The 25,877-nt window shown below is 58.6% G+C and carries 14 protein-coding genes, 2 tRNA genes and 3 rRNA genes; 7 read left to right on the forward strand and 12 right to left on the reverse strand.

Translation table 11 applies throughout. From position 1 onward, the window contains the following. Positions 1–507 precede the first annotated feature (507 nt). Together ACMGGK_RS22500 and ACMGGK_RS22505 are read left to right on the forward strand one after the other, a co-directional pair. Positions 508–2,118, forward strand: coding sequence for a condensation domain-containing protein (locus ACMGGK_RS22500; RefSeq protein WP_420277283.1), 1,611 nt, complete (start codon positions 508–510; stop codon positions 2,116–2,118). Between the two features lie 64 nt (positions 2,119–2,182). Beyond that, positions 2,183–5,278 carry an amino acid adenylation domain-containing protein gene (locus ACMGGK_RS22505; protein WP_420277284.1) on the forward strand — a complete coding sequence of 1,032 codons (3,096 nt, stop codon included), beginning with the start codon at positions 2,183–2,185 and terminating at the stop codon, positions 5,276–5,278. A 43-nt stretch (positions 5,279–5,321) separates the two neighbouring features. Here the strand turns inward: ACMGGK_RS22505 and ACMGGK_RS22510 are convergent, their stop codons facing one another. Next, positions 5,322–6,665, reverse strand: a complete 1,344-nt coding sequence (locus ACMGGK_RS22510) for a condensation domain-containing protein (protein WP_420277285.1) — start codon at positions 6,663–6,665, stop codon at positions 5,322–5,324. A 274-nt stretch (positions 6,666–6,939) separates the two neighbouring features. Then, positions 6,940–8,256 (reverse strand): glutamate/aspartate:proton symporter GltP, encoded by a 1,317-nt coding sequence (gene gltP, locus ACMGGK_RS22515; protein WP_420277286.1) that lies wholly within the window; start codon positions 8,254–8,256, stop codon positions 6,940–6,942. Between the two features lie 901 nt (positions 8,257–9,157). Between gltP and acs the strand changes: the two genes are divergently transcribed. From acs to actP, 3 genes are all read left to right on the forward strand, one after another. Continuing rightward, positions 9,158–11,116 carry an acetate--CoA ligase gene (gene acs / locus ACMGGK_RS22520; RefSeq protein WP_164053953.1) on the forward strand — a complete coding sequence of 653 codons (1,959 nt, stop codon included), beginning with the start codon at positions 9,158–9,160 and terminating at the stop codon, positions 11,114–11,116. 91 nt (positions 11,117–11,207) lie between these two features. Then, a complete protein-coding gene (locus tag ACMGGK_RS22525) occupies positions 11,208–11,519 on the forward strand; it encodes a DUF485 domain-containing protein (RefSeq protein ID WP_004930047.1) in 312 nt (103 codons plus the stop codon). Continuing rightward, positions 11,516–13,168, forward strand: coding sequence for a cation/acetate symporter ActP (actP, locus tag ACMGGK_RS22530; protein WP_193843206.1), 1,653 nt, complete (start codon positions 11,516–11,518; stop codon positions 13,166–13,168). The genes ACMGGK_RS22525 and actP overlap by 4 nt, the downstream gene beginning before the upstream one ends. 363 nt (positions 13,169–13,531) lie before the next feature. Here actP and rrf read toward each other — a convergent pair. From rrf to ACMGGK_RS22555, 5 genes are all read right to left on the reverse strand, one after another. Then, positions 13,532–13,647 (reverse strand): 5S ribosomal RNA (rrf, locus tag ACMGGK_RS22535). Positions 13,648–13,750: 103 nt separating this feature from the next. Further along, positions 13,751–16,658, reverse strand: a 23S ribosomal RNA gene (locus ACMGGK_RS22540). A 207-nt stretch (positions 16,659–16,865) separates the two neighbouring features. Beyond that, a tRNA-Ala gene (locus tag ACMGGK_RS22545) sits at positions 16,866–16,941 on the reverse strand. A 38-nt stretch (positions 16,942–16,979) separates the two neighbouring features. Beyond that, positions 16,980–17,056: transfer RNA gene (locus tag ACMGGK_RS22550), tRNA-Ile, on the reverse strand. A gap of 74 nt (positions 17,057–17,130) precedes the next feature. Continuing rightward, positions 17,131–18,672, reverse strand: a 16S ribosomal RNA gene (locus ACMGGK_RS22555). Together the 16S, 23S and 5S rRNA genes with 2 tRNA genes alongside form the textbook arrangement of a ribosomal RNA operon. A 635-nt stretch (positions 18,673–19,307) precedes the next feature. Between ACMGGK_RS22555 and purH the strand changes: the two genes are divergently transcribed. Both purH and purD read left to right on the forward strand, forming a co-directional pair. Continuing rightward, positions 19,308–20,897 (forward strand): bifunctional phosphoribosylaminoimidazolecarboxamide formyltransferase/IMP cyclohydrolase, encoded by a 1,590-nt coding sequence (gene purH / locus ACMGGK_RS22560; protein ID WP_015376332.1) that lies wholly within the window; start codon positions 19,308–19,310, stop codon positions 20,895–20,897. 48 nt (positions 20,898–20,945) lie between these two features. Further along, positions 20,946–22,229 (forward strand): phosphoribosylamine--glycine ligase, encoded by a 1,284-nt coding sequence (purD, locus tag ACMGGK_RS22565; protein ID WP_049300348.1) that lies wholly within the window; start codon positions 20,946–20,948, stop codon positions 22,227–22,229. A 49-nt stretch (positions 22,230–22,278) separates the two neighbouring features. Here purD and ACMGGK_RS22570 read toward each other — a convergent pair whose 3' ends face one another. The 5 genes from ACMGGK_RS22570 to hemE all read right to left on the reverse strand — a co-directional run bounded on the left by ACMGGK_RS22570 (position 22,279) and on the right by hemE (position 25,848). After that, complete coding sequence (locus tag ACMGGK_RS22570) at positions 22,279–22,950, reverse strand: DUF1481 domain-containing protein (protein ID WP_028127643.1); 672 nt, start codon at positions 22,948–22,950, stop codon at positions 22,279–22,281. 36 nt (positions 22,951–22,986) lie between these two features. Beyond that, on the reverse strand, positions 22,987–23,259 hold the full coding sequence (gene hupA, locus ACMGGK_RS22575) for a nucleoid-associated protein HU-alpha (protein WP_004929874.1): 273 nt from the start codon (positions 23,257–23,259) through the stop codon (positions 22,987–22,989). 189 nt (positions 23,260–23,448) lie between these two features. Continuing rightward, on the reverse strand, positions 23,449–24,039 hold the full coding sequence (locus tag ACMGGK_RS22580) for a YjaG family protein (protein WP_015376329.1): 591 nt from the start codon (positions 24,037–24,039) through the stop codon (positions 23,449–23,451). A gap of 48 nt (positions 24,040–24,087) precedes the next feature. Further along, positions 24,088–24,774, reverse strand: coding sequence for a deoxyribonuclease V (gene nfi, locus ACMGGK_RS22585; protein WP_049300349.1), 687 nt, complete (start codon positions 24,772–24,774; stop codon positions 24,088–24,090). Between the two features lie 9 nt (positions 24,775–24,783). Continuing rightward, positions 24,784–25,848 (reverse strand): uroporphyrinogen decarboxylase, encoded by a 1,065-nt coding sequence (hemE, locus tag ACMGGK_RS22590; RefSeq protein WP_016929418.1) that lies wholly within the window; start codon positions 25,846–25,848, stop codon positions 24,784–24,786. Positions 25,849–25,877: the final 29 nt, after the last annotated feature.

Genomic DNA, 25,877 nt, shown 5'->3' on the forward strand with positions numbered 1-25,877 from the left:
TGCACAAAATTTGATTTTTTTTTACACAACCTACATCGACACTCACACAGACCATGACGCTGCGGCCTTCCCGGCCTTGCTGTTGCTTATCCCTGCGGCAAACCCATGTCTTTCGCGGCCGAACGGGCGCGGCCCGTCCACGGCCAAGCCGCCGGCGGAGCGGCCGACGGCTTGTATAAAAACGTAAAATAATGTTAAGAATGATAATATTTTGCATTTTCTAATGCAAATCATTATCAATAAAGGTGTGAGAGCGGCCACGATAACCGCCAGAAAACCTTATACTTTCGCAGGAAAAACAAGCGCTGCAATAACAAGCAATCATTTCAATGCTAAGAATAATATAGATAAATTATTCACACCCAACGCCCTCTCTGCCCGGCATCGCTAAAACGCCTTATAGATAGCACCCGTGCGCCAAATGGATCAAATAATAATAATTTTCATTCCTATTAACATTTGGATATATTCTTGCAGTCTCGTTGGCTGAATCAAAATGGATACCCGATGAAAGCGTTAACCACGATGCAGGCCGCCTATTGGGTTGGCCGACAGTCCGCTCCCCCTCTGGGCGGCATGGCCGCCCATCTGTATGCGGAGTTCGACGGCGGCGAGCTGGATATCGCTCGGCTGCGCCAGGCCGTCGAGGCGTTGTACCTGCGTCATCCGCTGCTGCGCCTGCGCATTACCGACGATGGCCGGCAGACGATCGCGCCTCCCGGCCCCCGACATACCTTGCATCTCGACGACTGGCGACATGCCGATGAAGCAACGCTGGCGGCCGCGCTCGCCGCCAAACGCCAGGCGAAAAGCACCCAGTTGCTGCCGCTGGAACAGGGCGTTCCCTGCGATATCAGCCTGAGCCTGTTGCCGGAAGGACGCAGCCGCCTGCATGTCGATCTCGACATGATCGCCGGCGATGCCATGAGCTTTCGCCTGTTGATGGAAGATCTGACGGCGTTTTATCACCAGTGTCCGGCGGCCCCAGCCCATGACGCGCCGCCGGCCTACTTCGATCACCTCGAACGACGCGACGCCGACGTGGCGCTGCGCCAACGGCGCGAACGCGGCCAGCGTTGGTGGCGTGAACGCCTGGCACAGATGCCGCCGGCGCCGCGCCTGCTGCGCACGCCGGACCGTTGCCGCAGCGATCGTTTGGCCATACAGCTGAATGCAGAAGAAAGCCGCGCGCTGGAAAACGTCGCGAAACGGCATCACACCTCCCTCTCGACGCTGTTTCTGGCGCTGTTCGCGCTGGCCGTCGGCCAGGGTTGGAACATGACACGCTTCCGGCTCAACGTGCCGCTGTTCCACCGCGAGAGCGAACGGGAGGACGCACATCGCCTCATCGGCGATTTCTCTAACCTGGTGCTGCTCGGCGTGGAACTGAACCCGACGGAAAACCTGAACGCCTTCTGCCGACGCTTGATGACGCAGCTGGCGGAGCTGATCGAGCATGCGGATTACCCCGGCGTCAGCGTGATGCGCGATCTGTCGCGCCTGCACGGCAGCCTGCAACCTTCGCCGGTGGTGTTTACCGCCGGTTTCGGCATCCGCGGCAAAACGCTGTTTTCCGAACGGGTCACCGACACCTTCGGCCGTCTCGGCTGGGTGATCTCTCAGGGGCCGCAGGTGGCGCTGGATGCGCAGGTCGCCCATGTCGACGACGGTATTCTGATCAACTGGGACGTGCGGCTGGACGCGTTCCCCGAGCAGGTGCTGCCGCGCCTGCTGGCCTGTTACCGGGCGCTGCTGCACCTGGCCGCGCGGCAAGCGGGGGCGTTCGATCGCCCGCTGTCGCAGCTGCTGGCGCAATGCACGCCCGACGCGCTGGCGCAGCAGGCGCCGGTGCGCCAGGTGCTGCACCGGCTGCTGGCGCGGGTGGCTCCCAAGGCCGACTTGCGCGACCACGACGATATCCGCCGGTTGGCCTTGCCGGATGCCGGGGTGAACGCGCTGCTGACAGTGCTCAACAAGTATCTGGCGGCGGCGCTGACGGCGCAGGATCTGACGGCGCATCCCTCCCCGGCTGCGCTGGCGGCGTTGATCTGCCAACGGTCGCCAGAGGCAGGAAAGCATGCGAAAACGCTGCTCGCCGCGCTGGCGCCGCAGCACTGAGATCGGTTTCCGGGCGCACGGCGCCCGGCTCGTTTTAATCGGTTAGCGACTATAGGGAAGTACCATGGAGACACCATTAACCGCACTGCAGCAGGCCTACCTTCTGGGCCGCAGCGATCGATGGCCGCTCGGCGGCGTGGCGATGCACGACTTTCGCGAATACCGCACCCGGCAGCGGGATGTACCGCGCCTTGAAGCGCGCCTGGCCGAGCTGGTACAGCACTACCCGGCGTTGCGCACCTGCATCGATGTGCAGCGCGCCACGCAGCACGTACGCCCAGAGGTGACGCTGCATCTGGATCGCCACGATCTGCGCTCCCTTGATGGCGAAGCGGCGCAGCGCCAGACTGAACAGCTGCGCGATCGCTACTCCCACCAGCGCCACGATCCGAGCCAGCCACTGTGGCGCATCGCCGTGATCCAACTTGCCGAACAGCAGGATCCGACGGGATCGCCGTACGATACCCTGATCTTCACCAGCTTCGATGCCTTGATCCTCGACGGCCAGGGTATCTCCACCGTGATCGCGCGCCTGTTCGACGATCGCCCTCTGGCGCCGACCGCCGCCGCACTGCCGCCCCCCGCCGCATCGGCGGCGCAGCGCCAGGCCGATGCCGCCTACTGGCGTGAAAAGCTGCAGGATGTCACCACCCCGTCGGCACTGCCGTGGCGCGCCCCACTCGCCAATCTCACCTCATCACGCTATCGCCGCGCCACCCTGACGCTGCCGCGCGATACGGTAAAACAGCTTGGCCGCCTGGGATCGCCGCATGCGCTGCTGCGCAACAGCCTGCTGTCGGCGCTGATCCTCGATACGCTGGCCCACTGGACCACCGATGGCGAGCTGTGCGTCGGGGTGCCGGTGGCGTTCCCCGCCGCCGACGGCGCCCTGGGCAACGCCTCCAGCTTCGTGGCGGTGCGCTATTCCCGCCACGGCGAAGATTTTATTCAGCGCGCGCAAGCCCTGCAGGACGATGTGCTCGGCGCGCTCGACCACCTGGCGTTTTCCGGCGTCGATCTGGCGCGGCAGTTGCTCGGCCAAAGCCAGGGCGGCCCGGCGCTGCCGGTGATCCTGACCAACTGCCTGGGTTGGGAAACGCTGCCGGCCGAGGCGCCGGTGCGCTTCCACGACGGCCTGACCCAAACGCCGCAGGTCGCCATCGACATTCGCCTGACGCTGGACAGCGAAAAAAATCTGCAGCTGTGCGTGGACTACGCCGAACAGGCGCTGCACGGCGAGCAGGTAGAAGCCATGCTAGCCGCGTTGCAGCGACGCATCCTGCACAGTTGCCAACGGGCCGACCTGGCGATCGCGCCGCGGGACTTCATCGATCTGGCGCATTACCGCCACAACGACAGCGAAGCGAATTACGCGCCTTACCCTTATCTGGCGCAGCTGGCCGAGCGGCTGTTTGGCGCGCAAAACGGCGGCAATGCGCTGATCTGCGGCGAGCAGACGCTGACCTACCGCGAACTGGGCCAGCGGATCGCCACGGCAATCGCCCACCTGCAGAGCCGCGGCGTGCAGCCGGGCAACGTGGTGGCGCTGTATCTGCCGCGCAGCCCAGAACAGATCATCTTCAGCCTCGCCTGCGCCCTGCAGAGCGTGATCTGGGTGCCTATCGACATCAACTCACCGCCGGAACGCACCGCCTACCTGCTGGAGAACTGCCGGCCAACGCTGGTGGTGCACGGCGGCGATCTGGAGACGCCGATCGGCGTGACGCCGGCGATCCTGCTGGCGCCGACGGATCGCGCGCCTGCGCTGCCGGATGAACAGACGTTGGTGGAACGCAGCGCCAGCCTGGCCGCAAGCTACTACCTGTATACCTCCGGCACCACCGGCAAGCCCAAATGCGTGGTGCTCAACAACCGCGCCACCGCCAACGTTATCCACCAGACCCAGCAGCGCTGGGCGGTCACCGCCGACGACGTGTTCATTTCCGTCACGCCGCCGCACCATGACATGTCGATGTTCGATCTGTTCGGTTCGCTGTGCGCCGGCGCTACGCTGGTGCTGCCGGCGCCGCATCAGGAAAAGGACGCCATCAGCTGGAACCAGCTGGTGGAAAAACATCGGGTCAGTCTGTGGTGTTCGGTGCCGGCCATTCTGGAGATGCTGCTCACCTGCAAAACGGCCGACAGCCTGCGTTCGCTGCGCCTGGTGGCGCAGGGCGGCGACTACATCAAGCCGGCGACGGTGCAAACCCTGCGAACCCTGCGCCCGGATCTTGCGCTGTTCTCGCTTGGCGGGCCGACCGAAACCACCATTTGGAGCATCTGGCACCCGATCGCCCCGCAGGAGAGCGGCACTGTGCCTTACGGCCGCCCGCTGCCCGCCAACCGTTATTTCATCTGCCATGACGACGGCAGCCATTGCCCGGCGGGCGTGGTCGGCCGCATTCACACCGCCGGGGTCAACCTGGCGTTGGGCTACCTGGAGCAGGGTGAGCTGAGGCAGCACGATTTCATCACCCTCGAAGGGCCGGACGGACAACCGCTGCGCGCTTTCCGCACTGGCGATCAGGGCTACTACCGTGCGGACGGCAACATCATGTTCGCCACCCGAGTGAACGGCTATGTGAAGATCCGCGGCGTGCGCGTCTCGCTGCCGGAAATCGAAGACGTGCTGCGCCGCCATCCGGCGATCCTGGATATGGTGGTGGTGGATTATCCCAGCGGAGAGAACAACGAGGCGGCGCTCGGCGCCCTGTATCTGACCCGCGACGGCAAACCGCTGCCGCTGTCCGAGATCCGCGCCTTCGCCACCGGCTATCTGCCCTGTACCCATATTCCCACGCGCTTTATCCATGCCGAGGCGCTGCCGTTGTCCGCCAACGGTAAAACCGATCGCCATCGCATCCGCGCCGACCTGAGCCACCAGCAAACCGCGCCGGCGTTAAACGCCTGCGCGGCCCCGCCGCCAAACGCGCCGCTGGCGCGCAGCACAGAGATCCTGACCATTTACTGGCAGGCGATCGGCGTGACGCCGCGCCCGGAATGGGGGGAAGAGACGGCGTTTATCGCCATGGGGCTGAAGCTGCCGCATATCAAACAGGTGGCGGCACGCCTCAATGACGCTTTCGGCACCCGTCTGGTAAGCAGTTCGCTCTTGCCGTGCAAGAACGCGCGCGAAGTGGCGGCGTTGCTGGCCAGCTGAAGCCATACCACTCGGGCGGGAGCATCCTCCCGCCCGCACTTTCTCAGGCGGGCAACGCCGTCAGGGCCGCCAGCGGTTGCTCCCAGGCTTCCCGCTGCAGCGCACGCAACAGAAATTCTTGCAGCGCCTCGCCATAGTCCAGCGCATCCTCCGTCGGAAACTGCTCCAGATAGATATCGATATCCACCTGCAGATCGCGGGCGTCGGTGCGGCCGCGATAAGTCAGGTTGAAACCGTCGCCCGAGCCGCCGGCCAATACGCTGCGCGTACCGCTGCAGCCGGTAAAACGGGGCGTATCGAAGGGCTGCACGTTGATGAAAGGGGAAATAAAGAAGCGCGAGTCCGGATCCACGCCGCGATCGGCGGCCAGTTGGCGCAGGCGGTAGCCGCCGTGGCTGCGCAGCTCGCGCAGTTGCTGCGTCAGCGTGGTGAGAAAGCTCCCCAGCGTCTCCGCTTGCGGTGGTGACACCAGCAGCGGCAGAGTGTTGACCGCCAGCGAAGGCACGTTGGTGGCGGCCTGTCCACGGCGATTCAGCGCCGGCATCCACATCGGCAGCGTATCGCCCTGCCGGGTACAGCGCGGCATCACCTGAAACAGCCAGGCCGCCGACAGCGCCACCAGCAAGTCGGGCCAATTGATGCCGCTGCGCTCCGCCAACTGCGCCAGACAGTGCGACACCGCCGCCGGCAGCCGGTAGTGGGCGCTCAAACGCCGTACGCCATAGGCCTCACCGCCCTTGCGCACCGTCGGCAGCGCCTGCGACGGCGGCAGATAGGTCTGCCAAAAGCGCCGATCGCGCGCGCATCGCTCAGAATCAGCGTAGGCCAGTTCAGCCTGTTGAAAGGCGTCAAAGGCACCCAGGGGCATACCCGCGCTGCCCTCACCCAGATAGTGCGCGTATAACGCGGCGCAGCGGTGTTCGATCAGGGCCATGCCGAAGCCATCAACCAGAATATGGTGCGCACGCACGTACCAGAGGTAGCGCTCCGGCCCCAGTTTGAGCAGCCAGGCTGCGGCTAGCGGCTCGCTGTGCAGCGCCCGGCGCTGCGCGATATCTTCGCGCATCAGGCTTTGCGCCGCCTGCCAGGGATCGCCGTGCGTTTGCAGATCGATGCGTTGCAATGGCGGTGTGCACTGTGGATCGTAACGTAACGACGCAGGAGCGTCGCCATGCCGCTCACCAAAGCGCAAGGCAAGCGCCTGCGTCTCGGCGAGAGTGGTGACGATCGCCCGGCAGAGCGTCTCTTCCTCTACCGCGCCACACAGTTCGGTGCAATGTGCGACGGTGGACAGAGTCTGCCCAGGGTGCAAGATGTGTTCTTCCCAGAAATCAAGCTGCGCTGGCGCCAGCGGCAACCATCCAGAGGCCAAAGCGGTGTCCGACATGTTACCTACCTTTGATAAGCCCGAATAAAGACGCCGAACGGGCGTAACCCCACCGTTCAACGGCTTTGCGTGTCTCCATACATCATCAAATGAAAATGATAATAACATCTATTATCATTTCTATTAATTTGGTAACACTTTAGATTCTGTTAAGCGGGGATGCAAGTCGCGCAGTAAGGCAGAGAAAAGAAAGTGGCAGGTTGAAGAGCCATAAAAAACAAAACGCCCCGGCACAACTGCCTGGGGCGTTTTCAACGTCGGCGATACTCGGTGATTAGGCCTGGTTGGCCGGCTTCACCTTCTGCGCCTGGAACTCCGTTTCGTAGGCCAGCGCCTTCTTGCGATCGAACTGGTGCTCCCACTTGGCGATCACCAGTACCGCCAGCGCGTTGCCCACCACGTTCAGCGCGGTGCGCGCCATATCCAGGATACGGTCCACGCCGGCGATGAACGCCAAGCCTTCCAGCGGAATGCCGACGCTGCCCAGGGTGGCCAGCAACACCACGAACGAGACGCCCGGCACGCCGGCGATCCCTTTCGAGGTCACCATCAGCGTCAGCACCAGCACGATCTCCTGCCCCAACGACAGCTCGATGCCGTACAGCTGGGCGATAAAGATGGCGGCAATGCTCTGGTACAGCGTCGAGCCATCCAGGTTAAAGGAGTAACCCGTCGGCACCACGAAGCTGGTGATCGACTTGGGCGCGCCGTAAGCCTCCATCTTTTCGATGATGCGCGGCAGCACCGTTTCCGAGCTGGCGGTGGAATAAGCCAGGATCAGTTCGTCTTTCAGGATGCGGATCAGCGTCCAGATGCGCAGGTTGCACAGCCGGGCGACCGCCCCCAGCACCACCAGGGCGAAGAACGCGATGGCGAAGTACACCAGCACCACCAGCTTGGCCAGCGGCAGCAGCGAAGCGAAACCGAAGTTGGCTACCGTGACCGCAATCAGGCCAAACACCCCGATCGGCGCATAACGCATGATCATGTGGGTGACTTTGAACATGCTCTCGGACACCGCCTTGAACACCTTCAGCAGCGGCTCTTTGGTCTCTTTCGGCAACGACGACAGCCCCAGGCCGAACAGCACCGAGAAGAAAATAATCGGCAGCATGTCGCCCTTGGCCATCGACGAGAAGACGTTCGATGGGATCAGCGACAGAATGGTCGCCACCAGGCTGTGCGAACCGCTTTGCACCTGTTCGGTGGTTTTCTCATACTGCGAAATGTCCACCGTGGTCAGCGTCGACATATCAATGCCGTGGCCAGGTTGGAATACGTTGGCCAAGGTGAGCCCCACCACGATGGCGATCGTGGTGATCACTTCGAAGTAAATAATGGTTTTCAATCCGATGCGGCCCAGCTTTTTCGCATCCCCCACGCCGGCAATACCGACGATCAGCGTGGAAATAACGATCGGCACCACAATCATCTTGATCAGACGAATAAAGATATCACCCGCCGGGCTGAGAATATTACTGACCAGCCACTCACGAGATTCGGTCTGGTTGTGCAATACCGCGCCAACAATAATACCCAGTACCAACGCGATCAGGATTTGCCAAGCCAGGCTAATTTTTACACTTTTCATACCCAAAAAGTCCTCAAAGACTCTTTGCGCCGTACAAAGTCGCAACACGGCGAAAAGAATACTTAATCATTTATTACAGGCTTATGTTAATTCAGTGGAAGCGTTCACCTGCCCTGGGTGCGACGCAGTATAAATCTGTATCATCCGGGCGGCATGCTCTGCAAGCCTTGATTTGTCAGGCTTGAGCGCTGAATCGAATCACAAAAATTTCGCGTAACTATTTCAAATGGCATAATTGCTTGTTATTAAAAACATAATTCTTCATATAATGAAGTACATAACCGCGCCGACGACGATTTTTTGAACGCGATTAAAATGCGTTATTTTTCGCTCATTCTGCATATTTAATCCGCATCGTATGTTTATATTTTGTTACTCAAAAGTCAAATAAATGAGAATTGGCCGAGTGACACTTTCGTCCATAAATGCAGCTCCACTTTATATTTCGATTAAAAATCGAACGATACCGCAGGATGAATGCCACAGGGTATTTCCCGAGTTTTCATCAGGAATTAAGCGTTAATAAAACGTTATTTCACGCGGTGCAGTCCATCGTTATATCGTGCTAATGCCAACTTAGAATATTAATGGCGAAAAACAACCCAAAAAGATTTATAGCGAGAAATAATGGCGGCCCTGATCGTATCTATTAATTTCGCGGCAGTTGAGTCCGTTTTGGTTTATTCTTTTTTGTTCTTTATATAAGTGTTTTTGGTTAAAAACGTGGGTTTATGAGGATTTAAGCGCCAAAGAGATAGATACGCCCTGCAAATGCGACAGAACGATTACAAATCAATATCTTTGTTGCGTGATCTGCCGCGCAAAAAAGAAACAAAGAATCGTAGCAAACTATACTTAACCTTCAGTTGACATATCATTAACAACTTCAAGGAGAAAAGCTATGAGCCAACTGCATAAACACGCTATTCCTTCTGCAATTGCAGAACGCGCCCTGATTAATCCGGCACAATACCAACAGTATTATCAACAGTCGGTTCAAGACCCAGAGGCTTTCTGGGGTGAGCATGGCAAAATCCTGGATTGGATCAAACCCTATACCAAAGTTAAAAATACCTCGTTCGATCCGGGCCACGTCAGCATTCGCTGGTTTGAAGACGGCACCTTGAACCTGGCGGCCAACTGCCTGGACCGCCATCTGGCCGAGCGCGGTGACCAGACCGCCATTATCTGGGAAGGCGATGACCCGACCCAATCCAAAAAGGTGACTTACAAACAGCTGCATCACGATGTCTGCCAATTCGCCAACGTGCTGAAACAGCTCGGCGTTAAAAAAGGCGACGTGGTGGCCATCTATATGCCGATGGTGCCGGAAGCGGCGGTCGCGATGCTGGCCTGCGCGCGCATCGGCGCCGTACATTCGGTGATCTTCGGCGGCTTCTCGCCGGAAGCCGTCGCCGGGCGCATTATCGACTCCAACGCCAAACTGGTGATCACCGCCGATGAAGGCCTGCGCGCCGGCCGCGCCGTGCCGCTGAAAAAGAACGTCGACGATGCGCTGAAAAATCCCGGCGTGATCAGCGTGGCCAACGTGGTGGTATTCAAACGCACCGGTAAGCCGGGCTACTGGCAGGAAGGGCGCGATCTGTGGTGGCATGAGCTGACCCAGGGCGTCTCCGCAGACTGCCCGCCGGAAGAAGTGAACGCCGAAGATCCGCTGTTCATCCTGTACACCTCCGGTTCGACCGGCAAGCCGAAAGGCGTGCTGCACACCACCGGCGGCTACCTGGTCTACGCTGCGATGACCTTTAAGTATGTGTTCGACTACCACGACGGCGACATTTACTGGTGCACCGCCGACGTGGGCTGGGTCACCGGCCACAGCTATCTGCTGTACGGCCCGCTGGCCTGCGGCGCCACCACGCTGATGTTCGAAGGCGTGCCTAACTATCCGGGCGTCAATCGCCTGTCGCAGGTGATCGACAAACACCAGGTCAACATTCTGTATACCGCGCCGACCGCCATTCGCGCGTTGATGGCCGAAGGCGACAAGGCGATCGAAGGCACCCGACGCGATTCGCTGCGCATCATGGGCTCGGTCGGCGAACCGATCAACCCGGAAGCTTGGGAGTGGTATTACAACAAGATCGGCAACGCGAGATGCCCGATCGTCGACACCTGGTGGCAAACCGAAACCGGCGGCTTCATGATTACCCCGCTGCCGGGCGCCACTGAGCTGAAGGCCGGTTCAGCCACGCGGCCGTTCTTTGGCGTACAGCCGGCGCTGGTCGATAACGTCGGCACGCCGCAGGAAGGTGCCTGCGAAGGCAATCTGGTGATCGTCGATTCCTGGCCAGGCCAGGCGCGCACCCTGTTCGGCGATCATGATCGCTTCGAGCAAACTTACTTCTCGACCTTCAAAGGCATGTACTTCAGCGGTGACGGCGCCCGCCGCGACGAGGACGGTTACTACTGGATCACCGGCCGCGTCGACGACGTGCTGAACGTCTCCGGCCATCGTCTGGGCACCGCCGAGATCGAGTCCGCGCTGGTATCGCACCCGAAAATCGCCGAAGCAGCGGTGGTCGGCATTCCTCACAACATCAAAGGCCAGGCGATCTACGCCTACATCACGCTGAATCACGGCGAAGAACCGACGCCGGAGCTCTATACCGAAGTGCGCAACTGGGTGCGCAAAGAGATAGGGCCGATCGCTACGCCGGATGTGTTGCACTGGACAGATTCGCTGCCCAAAACGCGCTCCGGCAAGATCATGCGGCGTATCCTGCGCAAAATTGCCGCCGGCGACACCAGCAACCTGGGGGATACCTCCACGCTGGCGGATCCGGCCGTAGTCGACAAGCTGTTGGAAGAAAAACAATCAATGAAAGTGCCGTCATAATTTACGCCGCTTCAGGCCGCTCATTCGGATAACGCGCCGTTGAGCGGCCCTGGCGCGGCGTACTCTCTCAATACCGACTGGAGACACTCTGATGAATGACACCATTTATCAAGGGATTGAAGAAAACCCGCGCTTTAAAGAGCTGGTGAGAAAACGCGGCCGGTTCGCCTGGCTGCTTTCGCTGATTACGCTGGCGCTGTACGTCGGCTTTATCTTGTTGATCGCCTTCGATCCCCAATGGCTCGGCACGCCGATCGCCGCCGGATCGACCATCACCCGCGGGATCCCGGTCGGCGTCGGGTTGATCGTGATCTCTTTCGTCTTGACCGGGATCTACGTGTTTCGCGCCAACGGCGAGTTCGATCGCCTCACCGCAGAGATCCTGCGCGAGGTGAAACAATGAAGCGCTTATTGTTCGCCGCCGCGCTGCTGTTACTGCCGGGCCTGGCCTGCGCCGACGCCATTGGCGGCGAGGTGCATCGCCAGCCGCTGAACATCCAGGCGATCGTGATGTTTATCCTGTTTGTCGGCGCCACGCTCTACATCACCTATTGGGCGTCCAAACGCACTCGTTCCCGTCAGGACTACTACACCGCGGGCGGGCGCATCACCGGCCTGCAAAATGGCCTGGCGATCGCCGGCGACTTCATGTCCGCCGCCTCGTTCCTCGGCATCTCCGCACTGGTCTATACCTCGGGCTATGACGGGCTGATCTACTCCATCGGCTTCCTCATCGGCTGGCCGATCATTCTGTTCCTGATCGCAGAACGCCTGCGCAATCTCGGCCGCTATACCTTCGCCGATGTCGCCTCTTACCGTCTGCAGCAGAAACCGATCCGTACCCTCTCGGCCTGCGGCTCGTTGGTGGTGGTGGCGCTATATCTGATCGCGCAGATGGTCGGCGCCGGCAAACTGATCCAGCTGCTGTTCGGGCTCAACTACCACGTGGCGGTGATCCTGGTCGGTATCCTGATGGTGCTGTACGTGCTGTTCGGCGGCATGCTGGCCACCACCTGGGTGCAGATCATCAAAGCGGTGCTGTTGCTGGCGGGCGCCAGCTTTATGGCGCTGATGGTGATGAAGTCGGTGAACTTCGACTTCAATACCCTGTTCGCCGAAGCGGTAAAGGTGCACCCGAAAGGCATCGCCATCATGAGCCCCGGCGGGCTGGTCTCCGATCCGATTTCCGCGCTATCGCTTGGCCTGGCGCTGATGTTCGGCACCGCCGGTCTGCCGCACATCCTGATGCGTTTCTTCACCGTGAGTGACGCCAAGGAAGCGCGCAAGAGCGTGTTCTACGCCACCGGCTTTATTGGTTACTTCTATATTCTGACCTTTATCATCGGCTTCGGCGCCATCTTGCTGGTCAGCGCCAATCCGGCGTTCAAAGACGCCACCGGCGCGCTGCTGGGCGGCACCAACATGGCGGCGGTGCATCTGGCCAATGCCGTTGGCGGCAACTTCTTCCTCGGCTTTATCTCGGCGGTGGCGTTCGCCACCATTCTGGCAGTCGTCGCAGGCCTGACGCTGGCCGGCGCCTCGGCCGTGTCCCATGACCTGTACGCCAGCGTGATTAAAAACGGCAAGGCGACCGAGCGCGATGAACTGAAGGTCTCCAAGATCACCGTCGTGGTATTGGGGCTGGTCGCCATTGCCCTGGGGATTTTGTTCGAGAAGCAGAATATCGCCTTTATGGTCGGACTGGCCTTCTCCATCGCCGCCAGCTGTAACTTCCCTATCATCATCCTGTCGATGTACTGGTCGCGTTTGACGACCCGCGGCGCGATGATTGGCGGCTGGCTGGGTCTGTTAACGGCGGTGATTCTGATGATCCTCGGCCCGACAATCTGGGTACAGATCCTCGGCCATGAAAAACCGATTTATCCGTATGAATATCCGGCGCTGTTCTCGATGATCGTGGCCTTTGTCGGCACCTGGCTGTTCTCGATCACCGACAGCTCGCTGGCCGGACAGCAGGAGCGGGAACGCTTCCGGGCCCAGTTTGTCCGTTCGCAAACCGGGCTGGGCATCTCCCAGGGCAGCTCGCATTGATCGAATAATAAGTGAAAAAAGCAAACACACCCTAATCAAAGGCCCTTCGGGGCCTTTTCTCTGGCTCGCTGGCGGAGAATAAGGAGGAGGGGGAAAACCGCGCAGCGTAGCTGCGCTTTTTTACGTTTTACGCACAGCAAAAAGCCCTGAACGTCAGTTCAGGGCTTTCGGCTTTGTTTGATGCCTGGCAGTGTCCTACACAATTCGTCTCATCCTGAGACTCTCCCCTCCGGGGCCGCCGCACACGGCGTTAAGGCCCGTTCCCGACGGGCCTTTCGCATGCCCATGCTCGAGCAGAACGCCAGATAACAGACAAAACAACAAGCCTCATGCGAAAGCATGAGGCTTGTTGTTTTATTTGATGCCTGGCAGTGTCCTACTCTCGCATGGGGAGACCCCACACTACCATCGGCGCTACGGCGTTTCACTTCTGAGTTCGGCATGGGGTCAGGTGGGACCACCGCGCTATTGCCGCCAGGCAAATTCGTTTTAATCAACCCGCTTCATCGCTGAAGCCAGTCAATCCAATCTGTCAACAAGCTGAATATTGTCTCGGTCTCACCAAAACACCTTCGGTGTTGTAAGGTTAAGCCTCACGGATCATTAGTACTGGTTAGCTCAATGCATCGCTGCACTTACACACCCAGCCTATCAACGTCTTAGTCTTAAACGTTCCTTCAGGGGCCTTGAAGGCCCAGGGAAGACTCATCTTGAGGCAAGTTTCGCGCTTAGATGCTTTCAGCGCTTATCTTTTCCGCACTTAGCTACCGGGCAATGCCATTGGCATGACAACCCGAACACCAGTGGTGCGTTCACTCCGGTCCTCTCGTACTAGGAGCAACCCCTCTCAATCTTCCAACGCCCACGGCAGATAGGGACCGAACTGTCTCACGACGTTCTAAACCCAGCTCGCGTACCACTTTAAATGGCGAACAGCCATACCCTTGGGACCTACTTCAGCCCCAGGATGTGATGAGCCGACATCGAGGTGCCAAACACCGCCGTCGATATGAACTCTTGGGCGGTATCAGCCTGTTATCCCCGGAGTACCTTTTATCCGTTGAGCGATGGCCCTTCCATTCAGAACCACCGGATCACTAAGACCTACTTTCGTACCTGCTCGAGCCGTCACTCTCGCAGTCAAGCTAGCTTATGCCTTTGCACTAACCTCACGATGTCCGACCGTGATTAGCTAACCTTCGTGCTCCTCCGTTACTCTTTGGGAGGAGACCGCCCCAGTCAAACTACCCACCAGACACTGTCCTCACCCCAGATTATGGGGCCGAGTTAGAACATCAAACATTAAAGGGTGGTATTTCAAGGATGGCTCCACGCAGACTGGCGTCCACGCTTCAAAGCCTCCCACCTATCCTACACATCAAGGCTCAATGTTCAGTGTCAAGCTATAGTAAAGGTTCACGGGGTCTTTCCGTCTTGCCGCGGGTACACTGCATCTTCACAGCGAGTTCAATTTCACTGAGTCTCGGGTGGAGACAGCCTGGCCATCATTACGCCATTCGTGCAGGTCGGAACTTACCCGACAAGGAATTTCGCTACCTTAGGACCGTTATAGTTACGGCCGCCGTTTACTGGGGCTTCGATCAAGAGCTTCGCCTTGCGGCTGACCCCATCAATTAACCTTCCAGCACCGGGCAGGCGTCACACCGTATACGTCCACTTTCGTGTTTGCACAGTGCTGTGTTTTTATTAAACAGTTGCAGCCAGCTGGTATCTTCGACTGGCTTCAGCTCCATCCGCGAGGGACTTCACCTACATGCCAGCGTGCCTTCTCCCGAAGTTACGGCACCATTTTGCCTAGTTCCTTCACCCGAGTTCTCTCAAGCGCCTTGGTATTCTCTACCTGACCACCTGTGTCGGTTTGGGGTACGATTTAATGTTACCTGATGCTTAGAGGATTTTCCTGGAAGCAGGGCATCAACTACTTCTGCACCGTAGTGCATCGTCATCACGCCTCAGGGTTGATATGCAACCGGATTTACCAGGTCACACCCCCTACACGCTTAAACCGGGACAACCGTCGCCCGGCTAGCCTAGCCTTCTCCGTCCCCCCTTCGCAGTAACACCAAGTACAGGAATATTAACCTGTTTCCCATCGACTACGCTTTTCAGCCTCGCCTTAGGGGTCGACTCACCCTGCCCCGATTAACGTTGGACAGGAACCCTTGGTCTTCCGGCGAGCGGGCTTTTCACCCGCTTTATCGTTACTTATGTCAGCATTCGCACTTCTGATACCTCCAGCAACCCTCACAGGCCACCTTCAACGGCTTACAGAACGCTCCCCTACCCAACAACGCCTAAGCGTCGCTGCCGCAGCTTCGGTGCATGGTTTAGCCCCGTTACATCTTCCGCGCAGGCCGACTCGACCAGTGAGCTATTACGCTTTCTTTAAATGATGGCTGCTTCTAAGCCAACATCCTGGCTGTCTATGCCTTCCCACATCGTTTCCCACTTAACCATGACTTTGGGACCTTAGCTGGCGGTCTGGGTTGTTTCCCTCTTCACGACGGACGTTAGCACCCGCCGTGTGTCTCCCGTGATAACATTCTTCGGTATTCGGAGTTTGCATCGGTTTGGTAAGCCGGGATGGCCCCCTAGCCGAAACAGTGCTCTACCCCCGAAGATGAGTTCACGAGGCGCTACCTAAATAGCTTTCGGGGAGAACCAGCTATCTCCCGGTTTGATTGGCCTTTCACCCCCAGCCACAAGTCATCCGCTAATTTTTCAACATTAGTCGGTTCGGTCCTCCAGTTAGTGTTACCCAACCTTCAACCTGCCCATGGCTAGATCACCGGGTTTCGGGTCTATACCTTGCAACTAATCGCCCAGTTAAGACTCGGTTTCCCTACGGCTCCCCTATACGGTTAACCTTGCTACAAAATATAAGTCGCTGACCCATTATACAAAAGGTACGCAGTCACACCACGAAGGTGCTCCCACTGCTTGTACGTACACGGTTTCAGGTTCTATTTCACTCCCCTCGCCGGGGTTCTTTTCGCCTTTCCCTCACGGTACTGGTTCACTATCGGTCAGTCAGGAGTATTTAGCCTTGGAGGATGGTCCCCCCATATTCAGACAGGATGTCACGTGTCCCGCCCTACTCATCGAACTCACGACCTGTGCATTTTAGTGTACGGGGCTATCACCCTTTGCTGCGCGACTTTCCAGACGCTTCCACTAACACACAAGCCGATTCAGGTTCTGGGCTCCTCCCCGTTCGCTCGCCGCTACTGGGGGAATCTCGGTTGATTTCTTTTCCTCGGGGTACTTAGATGTTTCAGTTCCCCCGGTTCGCCTCATGCCACTATGTATTCATGACATGATAGTGTGTCGAAACACACTGGGTTTCCCCATTCGGGTATCGCCGGTTGTAACGGTTCATATCACCTTACCGACGCTTTTCGCAGATTAGCACGCCCTTCATCGCCTCTGACTGCCTAGGCATCCACCGTGTACGCTTAGTCACTTAACCTCACAACCCGAAGATGTTTCCATCGTTCGCGCTGCAAACATTTGAGAGACTCTATGACAGGTTACTCTTCATCCCAGTACTTCTACGGAGGGATAAATTTCAGCCGTCATGTTTCAATTTTCAGCTTGTTCCAGATTGTTAAAGAGCAAAATACTTCGCAGCATACTGTCGCCAATATACTCTGAAGTATTGAAATACCGGACTATATGGTGGAGCTAAGCGGGATCGAACCGCTGACCTCCTGCGTGCAAGGCAGGCGCTCTCCCAGCTGAGCTATAGCCCCATACAGTCACGCGCAGTACCTTTTCCACTTCCGAGAAGTGGTAGGCCTGAGTGGACTTGAACCACCGACCTCACCCTTATCAGGGGTGCGCTCTAACCACCTGAGCTACAAGCCTATAAAGGTATTTCTGCTCGTTACTTTCTATCAGACAATCTGTGTGAGCACGCCACTCGAACTAATATCTTTAGGTAAGGAGGTGATCCAACCGCAGGTTCCCCTACGGTTACCTTGTTACGACTTCACCCCAGTCATGAATCACAAAGTGGTAAGCGCCCTCCCGAAGGTTAAGCTACCTACTTCTTTTGCAACCCACTCCCATGGTGTGACGGGCGGTGTGTACAAGGCCCGGGAACGTATTCACCGTAGCATTCTGATCTACGATTACTAGCGATTCCGACTTCATGGAGTCGAGTTGCAGACTCCAATCCGGACTACGACGTACTTTATGAGGTCCGCTTGCTCTCGCGAGGTCGCTTCTCTTTGTATACGCCATTGTAGCACGTGTGTAGCCCTACTCGTAAGGGCCATGATGACTTGACGTCATCCCCACCTTCCTCCAGTTTATCACTGGCAGTCTCCTTTGAGTTCCCGGCCGAACCGCTGGCAACAAAGGATAAGGGTTGCGCTCGTTGCGGGACTTAACCCAACATTTCACAACACGAGCTGACGACAGCCATGCAGCACCTGTCTCAGAGTTCCCGAAGGCACCAATCCATCTCTGGAAAGTTCTCTGGATGTCAAGAGTAGGTAAGGTTCTTCGCGTTGCATCGAATTAAACCACATGCTCCACCGCTTGTGCGGGCCCCCGTCAATTCATTTGAGTTTTAACCTTGCGGCCGTACTCCCCAGGCGGTCGATTTAACGCGTTAGCTCCGGAAGCCACGCCTCAAGGGCACAACCTCCAAATCGACATCGTTTACAGCGTGGACTACCAGGGTATCTAATCCTGTTTGCTCCCCACGCTTTCGCACCTGAGCGTCAGTCTTCGTCCAGGGGGCCGCCTTCGCCACCGGTATTCCTCCAGATCTCTACGCATTTCACCGCTACACCTGGAATTCTACCCCCCTCTACGAGACTCTAGCTTGCCAGTTTCAAATGCAGTTCCCAGGTTGAGCCCGGGGATTTCACATCTGACTTAACAAACCGCCTGCGTGCGCTTTACGCCCAGTAATTCCGATTAACGCTTGCACCCTCCGTATTACCGCGGCTGCTGGCACGGAGTTAGCCGGTGCTTCTTCTGCGAGTAACGTCAATTGATGAACGTATTAAGTTCACCACCTTCCTCCTCGCTGAAAGTGCTTTACAACCCGAAGGCCTTCTTCACACACGCGGCATGGCTGCATCAGGCTTGCGCCCATTGTGCAATATTCCCCACTGCTGCCTCCCGTAGGAGTCTGGACCGTGTCTCAGTTCCAGTGTGGCTGGTCATCCTCTCAGACCAGCTAGGGATCGTCGCCTAGGTGAGCCATTACCCCACCTACTAGCTAATCCCATCTGGGCACATCTGATGGCAAGAGGCCCGAAGGTCCCCCTCTTTGGTCTTGCGACGTTATGCGGTATTAGCTACCGTTTCCAGTAGTTATCCCCCTCCATCAGGCAGTTTCCCAGACATTACTCACCCGTCCGCCGCTCGTCACCCAGGGAGCAAGCTCCCCTGTGCTACCGCTCGACTTGCATGTGTTAAGCCTGCCGCCAGCGTTCAATCTGAGCCATGATCAAACTCTTCAATTAAAAGCTTGATTTGCTTCCACTCGAGAAGCGATGCTCAAAGATTTACTGCATGAATTTTACTTCAGTTAGTCACTCTTCAAGACTTGATATTTTTTTGCATCCGAAGATGCTGGATATCGTCTTGTGGAGTGCCCACACAGATTGTCTGATAAATTGTTAAAGAGCAGTGAGTTAGGCGCTTTCGCTTGCTAACTCGAGGTGGCGTATATTACGCTTTCCTCTTTCAGAGTCAACCCTAATTTTCAGGATTTTTTCTCTGCGACCCCCGGATACTCTGTGAAGTTGTTCACATGTTCCGTGTCGATGGAGGCGCATTATAGGGAGTTCCTCGCAGGCCGCAACAGGTATTTTCAGCAAAAACGATCGTTCGCTGCATTCCACAGCAAAACCCCGCCTTATACCCACTTGCGCACAGTGTTATCCACAGATGCGATTTGTACGGAAAATTTACGAGCGCCACGCAAACGTTTTCGCTACAATTCCCCGCGACGAAACGATCCCCCTTTTAATGGGGGCGTTACCTGAATATGTGCCTGACCCTCCCTTATAAGGCAAAAAACCTTCCTTATAGAGAGAACGAGGTGGACATTCACGTAACGCTCTTTAATTGCGACTCAAAGCCAAGGGATAAAACCATGCAACAACCTCGTCCAATCCGCCGGGCCCTGCTCAGCGTGTCTGACAAAACCGGTATCGTTGAATTCGCCGAAGCGCTTTCCCAGCGCGGCGTTGAACTGCTCTCCACCGGCGGCACCGCTCGTCTGCTGGCAGACGCCGGTCTGCCCGTTACCGAAGTTTCCGACTACACCGGCTTCCCGGAGATGATGGACGGACGAGTTAAGACCCTGCACCCGAAAGTCCACGGCGGCATTCTCGGCCGCCGCGGCCAGGACGACGCCGTCATGAATCAGCATGACATCAAGCCTATCGACATGGTGGTCGTCAATCTGTACCCGTTCGCCCAAACCGTGGCGCGCCCGGATTGCTCGCTGGAAGACGCGGTCGAAAATATCGATATCGGCGGCCCGACCATGGTGCGCTCCGCCGCCAAGAACCATAAAGACGTCGCCATCGTGGTGAAGAGCAGCGACTACGCCGCCATCATTACCGAGATGGACAACAACGACGGCTCGCTGCGCTATGCCACCCGCTTCGATCTCGCCATCAAAGCCTTCGAACACACCGCCGCCTACGACAGCATGATCGCCAACTACTTCGGCGCGCTGGTGCCGGCGTACCACGGCGAGACCGAGCAACCGTCCGGCCGCTTCCCGCGTACCCTGAACCTCAACTACATCAAGAAGCAGGATATGCGCTACGGTGAGAACAGCCACCAGCAGGCCGCCTTCTATATAGAGGAAGAGGTGAAGGAAGCGTCCGTCGCGACCGCCGAGCAGCTGCAGGGCAAAGCATTGTCCTATAACAACATCGCCGATACCGACGCCGCGCTGGAATGCGTGAAAGAGTTCGCCGAACCGGCCTGCGTGATCGTCAAGCACGCCAACCCTTGCGGCGTGGCGATCGGCGACGACATTCTGGCCGCCTACGAGCGCGCTTACCAAACCGACCCGACCTCCGCCTTCGGCGGCATCATCGCCTTTAACCGCGAGCTGGACGCCGCCACCGCGCAGGCGATCATCAGCCGCCAATTCGTGGAAGTGATCATCGCGCCAAACGTCACCCAGGAAGCGCGCTCCCTGCTGGCCGCCAAACAGAACGTGCGCGTGCTGGCCTGCGGCCAGTGGCAGCAACGCGTGGCGGGGCTGGACTTCAAGCGCGTCAACGGCGGCCTGCTGGTGCAGGATCGCGATCTGGGCATGGTAACCGCCGCCGATCTGCGCGTGGTATCCGAGCGCCAGCCGACCGAGCAGGAACTGCGTGATGCGCTGTTCTGCTGGAAAGTGGCCAAGTTCGTGAAATCCAACGCCATCGTTTATGCGCGTGACAACATGACCATCGGCATAGGCGCCGGCCAGATGAGCCGCGTTTACTCCGCCAAGATCGCCGGCATCAAAGCGGGCGACGAAGGGCTGGAAGTAAAAGGCTCCGCCATGGCCTCCGACGCCTTCTTCCCGTTCCGCGACGGCATCGATGCCGCCGCGGCGGTTGGCATCACCTGCGTGATCCAGCCTGGCGGCTCAATCCGTGACGACGAAGTGATCGCCGCCGCCAACGAACACGGCATCGCGATGATCTTCACCGACATGCGTCACTTCCGCCATTAATTCCTTTTGCCGCGTGCGCTCCGGCGCACGCCATTCGTGGAGCCCCTGATGAACATTTTGATTATCGGCAACGGCGGGCGCGAACACGCGCTGGCCTGGAAAGCCGCCCAGTCTCCGCTGGCGGACAAAGTCTACGTCGCGCCGGGTAATGCCGGCACCGCGCTGGAAGCCAATCTGGAAAACGTGGCGATCGCCGCCACCGACATCCCCGCCCTGGTCGCGTTCGCCCAGAGCCATGATATCGGTCTGACCATCGTTGGGCCGGAAGCGCCGCTGGTGATCGGCGTGGTCGACGCCTTCCAGGCCGCCGGTCTGAAAATCTTCGGCCCATCACAGGCCGCCGCGCAGCTCGAAGGCTCCAAAGCCTTCACCAAAGATTTCCTGGCGCGCCACCGCATCCCGACCGCCGAATATGAAAACTTCACCGAGGTGGAGCCAGCGCTAGCCTATGTGCGCCGCAAAGGCGCGCCGATCGTCATCAAGGCTGATGGCCTGGCGGCCGGTAAAGGCGTGATCGTCGCGATGACGCTGCAGGAAGCGGAAGAAGCCGTGCGTGACATGCTGGCCGGCAACGCCTTCGGCGACGCCGGTCATCGCATCGTAGTGGAAGAGTTCCTCGACGGCGAAGAAGCCAGCTTCATCGTGATGGTCGATGGCGAGAACGTGGTGCCGATGGCCACCAGCCAGGACCACAAGCGCGTCGGCGACGGCGATACCGGCCCGAACACCGGCGGCATGGGGGCCTACTCTCCGGCGCCGGTCGTGACCGACGAAATCCACCAGCGCGCCATGGACCAGGTGATCTGGCCGACGGTGCGCGGCATGGCGGCGGAAGGCAATACCTACGTCGGCTTCCTGTACGCCGGCCTGATGATCTCCGCTGACGGCCAGCCGAAGGTGATCGAATTCAACTGCCGTTTTGGCGATCCGGAAACTCAGCCGATCATGCTGCGCCTGCGCTCCGATCTGGTGGAACTGTGCCTGGCGGGTGCCGAAGGCCGTCTGAACGAGAAAAGTTCTGACTGGGACGAACGCCCTGCGCTCGGCGTAGTGCTGGCAGCCGGCGGTTATCCGGGCGACTATCGCAACGGTGAGGTTATCCAGGGGCTACCGCAGCAGGAAAGCGCCGACGGTAAGGTCTTCCACGCCGGTACGCACCTGCAGGGCGATGACGTCGTCACCAGCGGCGGCCGCGTGCTGTGCGTGACGGCGCTGGGCGACACCGTGGCGCAGGCGCAGCAACGCGCTTATCAGCTGGCGGAAGGCATCCAGTGGCCAGGCAGCTTCTGCCGTAAAGATATCGGTTATCGCGCGATTGCGCGCGGCAAATAATTTGACCTTTCATGGTCATGACAAGAGGCTCCGCAGCGCGGGGCCTTTTTTATAGTTGGTCTTCTTTCGGTTCCCAGCTGCAGAAATCGTCGTTCGCCACCAGCAGCAGTTCGCTGCCTTCAGGCGCTTCCAGCCAGGCGACGCTCACCGGCCGGCTGCTGCTGCGGGCACGCTTCTCGATCCAGACGATGGAGGCGGCATCCAGTCCCGGTTTCATGCTTTGGCCGTCGCAGGTTTGCACCTCGCCCTGCATCCAACGCCCCTGCAGCAATTTCACCTTGCCGGCGCGCAGCGCATTGCTCACTTCGAGGATCCGTCGCGCCTGATATTGATACAGGGCAATTTCATCGCGGGTCAGCGGTTCGCGGCGTGTCGCCAGTTGGCGCTGCATAAAGCTCACCGTGCCGTCGTCGGCAAAGCGCAGCTGAATAGAATCTCGATCGCCGTCGGCGTCGTTACGTTTGATTTGGCGCAGCACGTCGCCCTGATAGGTGTACAGCGTGGTAATGGTACCCGGACCGCGGTAAGGGCTGTAGACGCTGACCAACACTTGCGGACGATGTTGCTCATCGTCTTTACGCCACAGACGTATCACGCCCTGATCGGCCACGAAGCCGCTGGCGGTAAAACTGGGGATATCGGAATGGAAACTGCAGGCGCTCAGGCCGACGGCGATGCCAACGGCCATGAGCGCCCGACGAGTAAACAAAAGGGGCGCCATCGCCCCCCTGTTTAATCTTTTCACCGAGGCGCGGTCTTATTTAACGGCGTCTTTCAGTGCTTTGCCAGAAACGAACGCAGGCACGTTGGCTGCTGCGATTTTGATTTCTTTGCCAGTCTGTGGGTTGCGGCCAGTGCGCTCGCTACGATGGTTTACTTTGAAAGTACCGAAGCCAACCAATTGTACTGCATCACCTTCTTTCAGAGACTCAGTAATTGCAGCCAGGGTGGATTCCAGAGCCAGTTTAGCTTGTGCTTTGGAAAGGTCAGCCTTGTCCGCGATTACATCAATCAGTTGAGTCTTGTTCATAAGTTATCCTTACAGTGTGTTTATCGTTTGCAAAGCATCGAGTGCGACGGATATGCCGATTGACAGCACTCTCCTGCATACACGCACCGATAGCCACTTTTTTTACGCCCCCCAAATGTAGACCAGACAGGGTGCGGATGTGAAGCCTTAAGGCATGACAAATCAGGCGTTAAATCACGTTTTGTTGCCTTATTGCGCTAAATTTATCCCGATGTTGCTGACACCGGCCTCTCGCAGGTCGGATCGCAGCCCCTTGATCAGGTCTAAATCGCGCTCTTCACAGGCGTCCAACAGGCGGAAAATTTCCCATTGAATGTCCCATTCTTCCTCTACCGCCGGCAAACTTTCCAACTCTTCGTCGGTCATTTCCTTACCGGCTTGGGTCATTTCCAACATCGCCACGGTACGAATCGATGTTTCGCTGATGGCGATGGCGTGCTCCAGCGTCTCCCCGCCGAGCCGCGAATGGATCAGTTCCCCTAATGCGATACAGGCATCAATTGCCGGGTAAACGCCGTAAAGATCGTAATCTTCCGCCGACGGAATCGCCTCTTCCAACTTCTCGAGCTGGCTGTCGAAGTTGACCTTGGCATCCTTCACCACCAGCGTTTCCCACACCAAATCCAGAATGCGGCGATAAACCGCCGGATCGCCGAACTCGGTCTGTTTGCAGAACATCTGGTAATTCGGGTACATACGCTCGCACAAACTGGCCATAAAGGTCAAATGTTGCCAGCCCTCGAGCCGTTCCAGACGTAAATGAATCGGGTTACGTAGCATGCTTTACTCTCTTACGCGTTATCTGCGGCGCAGTGTACCCGAAATCGCTCATGGCGACACCTCCGGATGCTGCTGCAACCACCGCTGAAACGCCGGACGGCGCGAAGCGATGGCGTCGGCCCAACGGGTCGGCTCCGGCAAACGGTAGCCCGCCATGCAGCGCTGCACCCACGCCAGCGCGCTGTCGGCACCCACGCGGTGACCGGTAGAGATGAACAGCGGGTTGCAACGCGCCTTGCTGCGCCATACCCAACCCAGCTGTTCACCCTTATCTTCCAACGGCGCCAGCGCGCCGACGGCGGCGTCCAGCGGCGCGAATTTGCCGCACAGGCGCTTCTTGGCCACGCCGATGGTCGGCACATCGACCAGCAGGCCGAAATGGCTGGCGACGCCAAGGCGCCGCGGATGTGAAACGCCGTGGCCATCAACGAAGATCAGCCCCGGTTTTTGCCGCAGCTGCGCCCAGGCGGCCAGCAGCGCCGGGTATTCGCGAAACGACAGGAAACCCGGGATATAAGGCATGACGGTAGCGATGCGCGCCACCTGATACTCCACCAGATCCAGCGACGGATAGCGCAGGATGGCGATGGCGGCGCGCGTCACCGCGCCCTCTTGCTCGAAGCCCACATCGGCGCCGGCGATGAACGCCGGCGGTTCGGCCGGCAGATCGTCGTAGCGAATGACTTCAGCGGCGCGCCGCAGCTGTTCGGCGCGCAGAGCCGCCATATCGGTCACATCGGATCCTTAACGGTGGTATTTCGCCGACTGCGCGTGTACCGCCTCGACGAAGGCCCCGGCGTGCTCCGGCGGCACATCCTGATGGATGCCGTGGCCCAGGTTGAACACATGACCGTTGCCGTGGCCGAAACCGGCCAGAATGGTCTCCACTTCGTCCGCGATGCGCGCCGGAGAAGCATAAAGCATCGACGGATCCATATTGCCCTGCAGCGCCACTTTGTCGCCCACGCGCCGACGCGCGTCGGCGATATCGGTGGTCCAGTCCAGCCCCAGCGCATCGCAGCCGGTGGCGGCCATCGCCTCCAGCCACTGCCCGCCGCCTTTGGTAAACAGCGTCACCGGCACGCGGCGGCCGTCATTTTCACGCAGCAGGCCATCGACGATCTTGTGCATGTAGTGCAACGAGAACTCGCGGTAATCGCGCCCGGTCAGCACGCCGCCCCAGGTGTCGAACACCATCACCGACTGCGCGCCGGCCTTGATCTGGGCATTGAGATACAGGATCACGCTGTCCGCCAGCTTGTCCAGCAACAGGTGCAGCGTGGCCGGTTCGGCATACATCATCTTCTTCAGCTTGGTGAAGGCCTTGCTGCTGCCGCCCTCAACCATATAGGTAGCCAGCGTCCACGGGCTGCCGGAGAAGCCGATCAGCGGCACTTCGCCCTTCAGCTCGCGGCGAATGGTGCGCACCGCGTTCATCACATAGCCCAGCTCCACTTCCGGATCGAACACCGGCAGTTTGTCGACGTCGGCGCGGCAGGTGACGGGGGAGCTGAAACGCGGGCCTTCGCCGGCTTCAAAGTACAGGCCGAGCCCCATGGCGTCGGGAATGGTGAGAATATCGGAGAACAGGATGGCGGCGTCCAGCGCATAGCGGCGCAGCGGCTGCAGCGTAACCTCACAGGCCAGCTCCGCGTTCTTGCACAGCGACATGAAATCACCGGCCTGGGCGCGAGTCGCCTTGTACTCCGGTAAATAACGACCGGCCTGGCGCATCATCCATACGGGGGTCACATCCACCGGCTGGCGCAACAGCGCGCGCAGGTAACGATCGTTCTTCAACTCAGTCATTTATGGGGCTCCCTTAATAATCTGCCGGC

The organism is Serratia sp. BNK-33-b, from assembly GCF_048684565.1.
Classification (GTDB): Bacteria; Pseudomonadota; Gammaproteobacteria; order Enterobacterales; family Enterobacteriaceae; genus Serratia; species Serratia marcescens.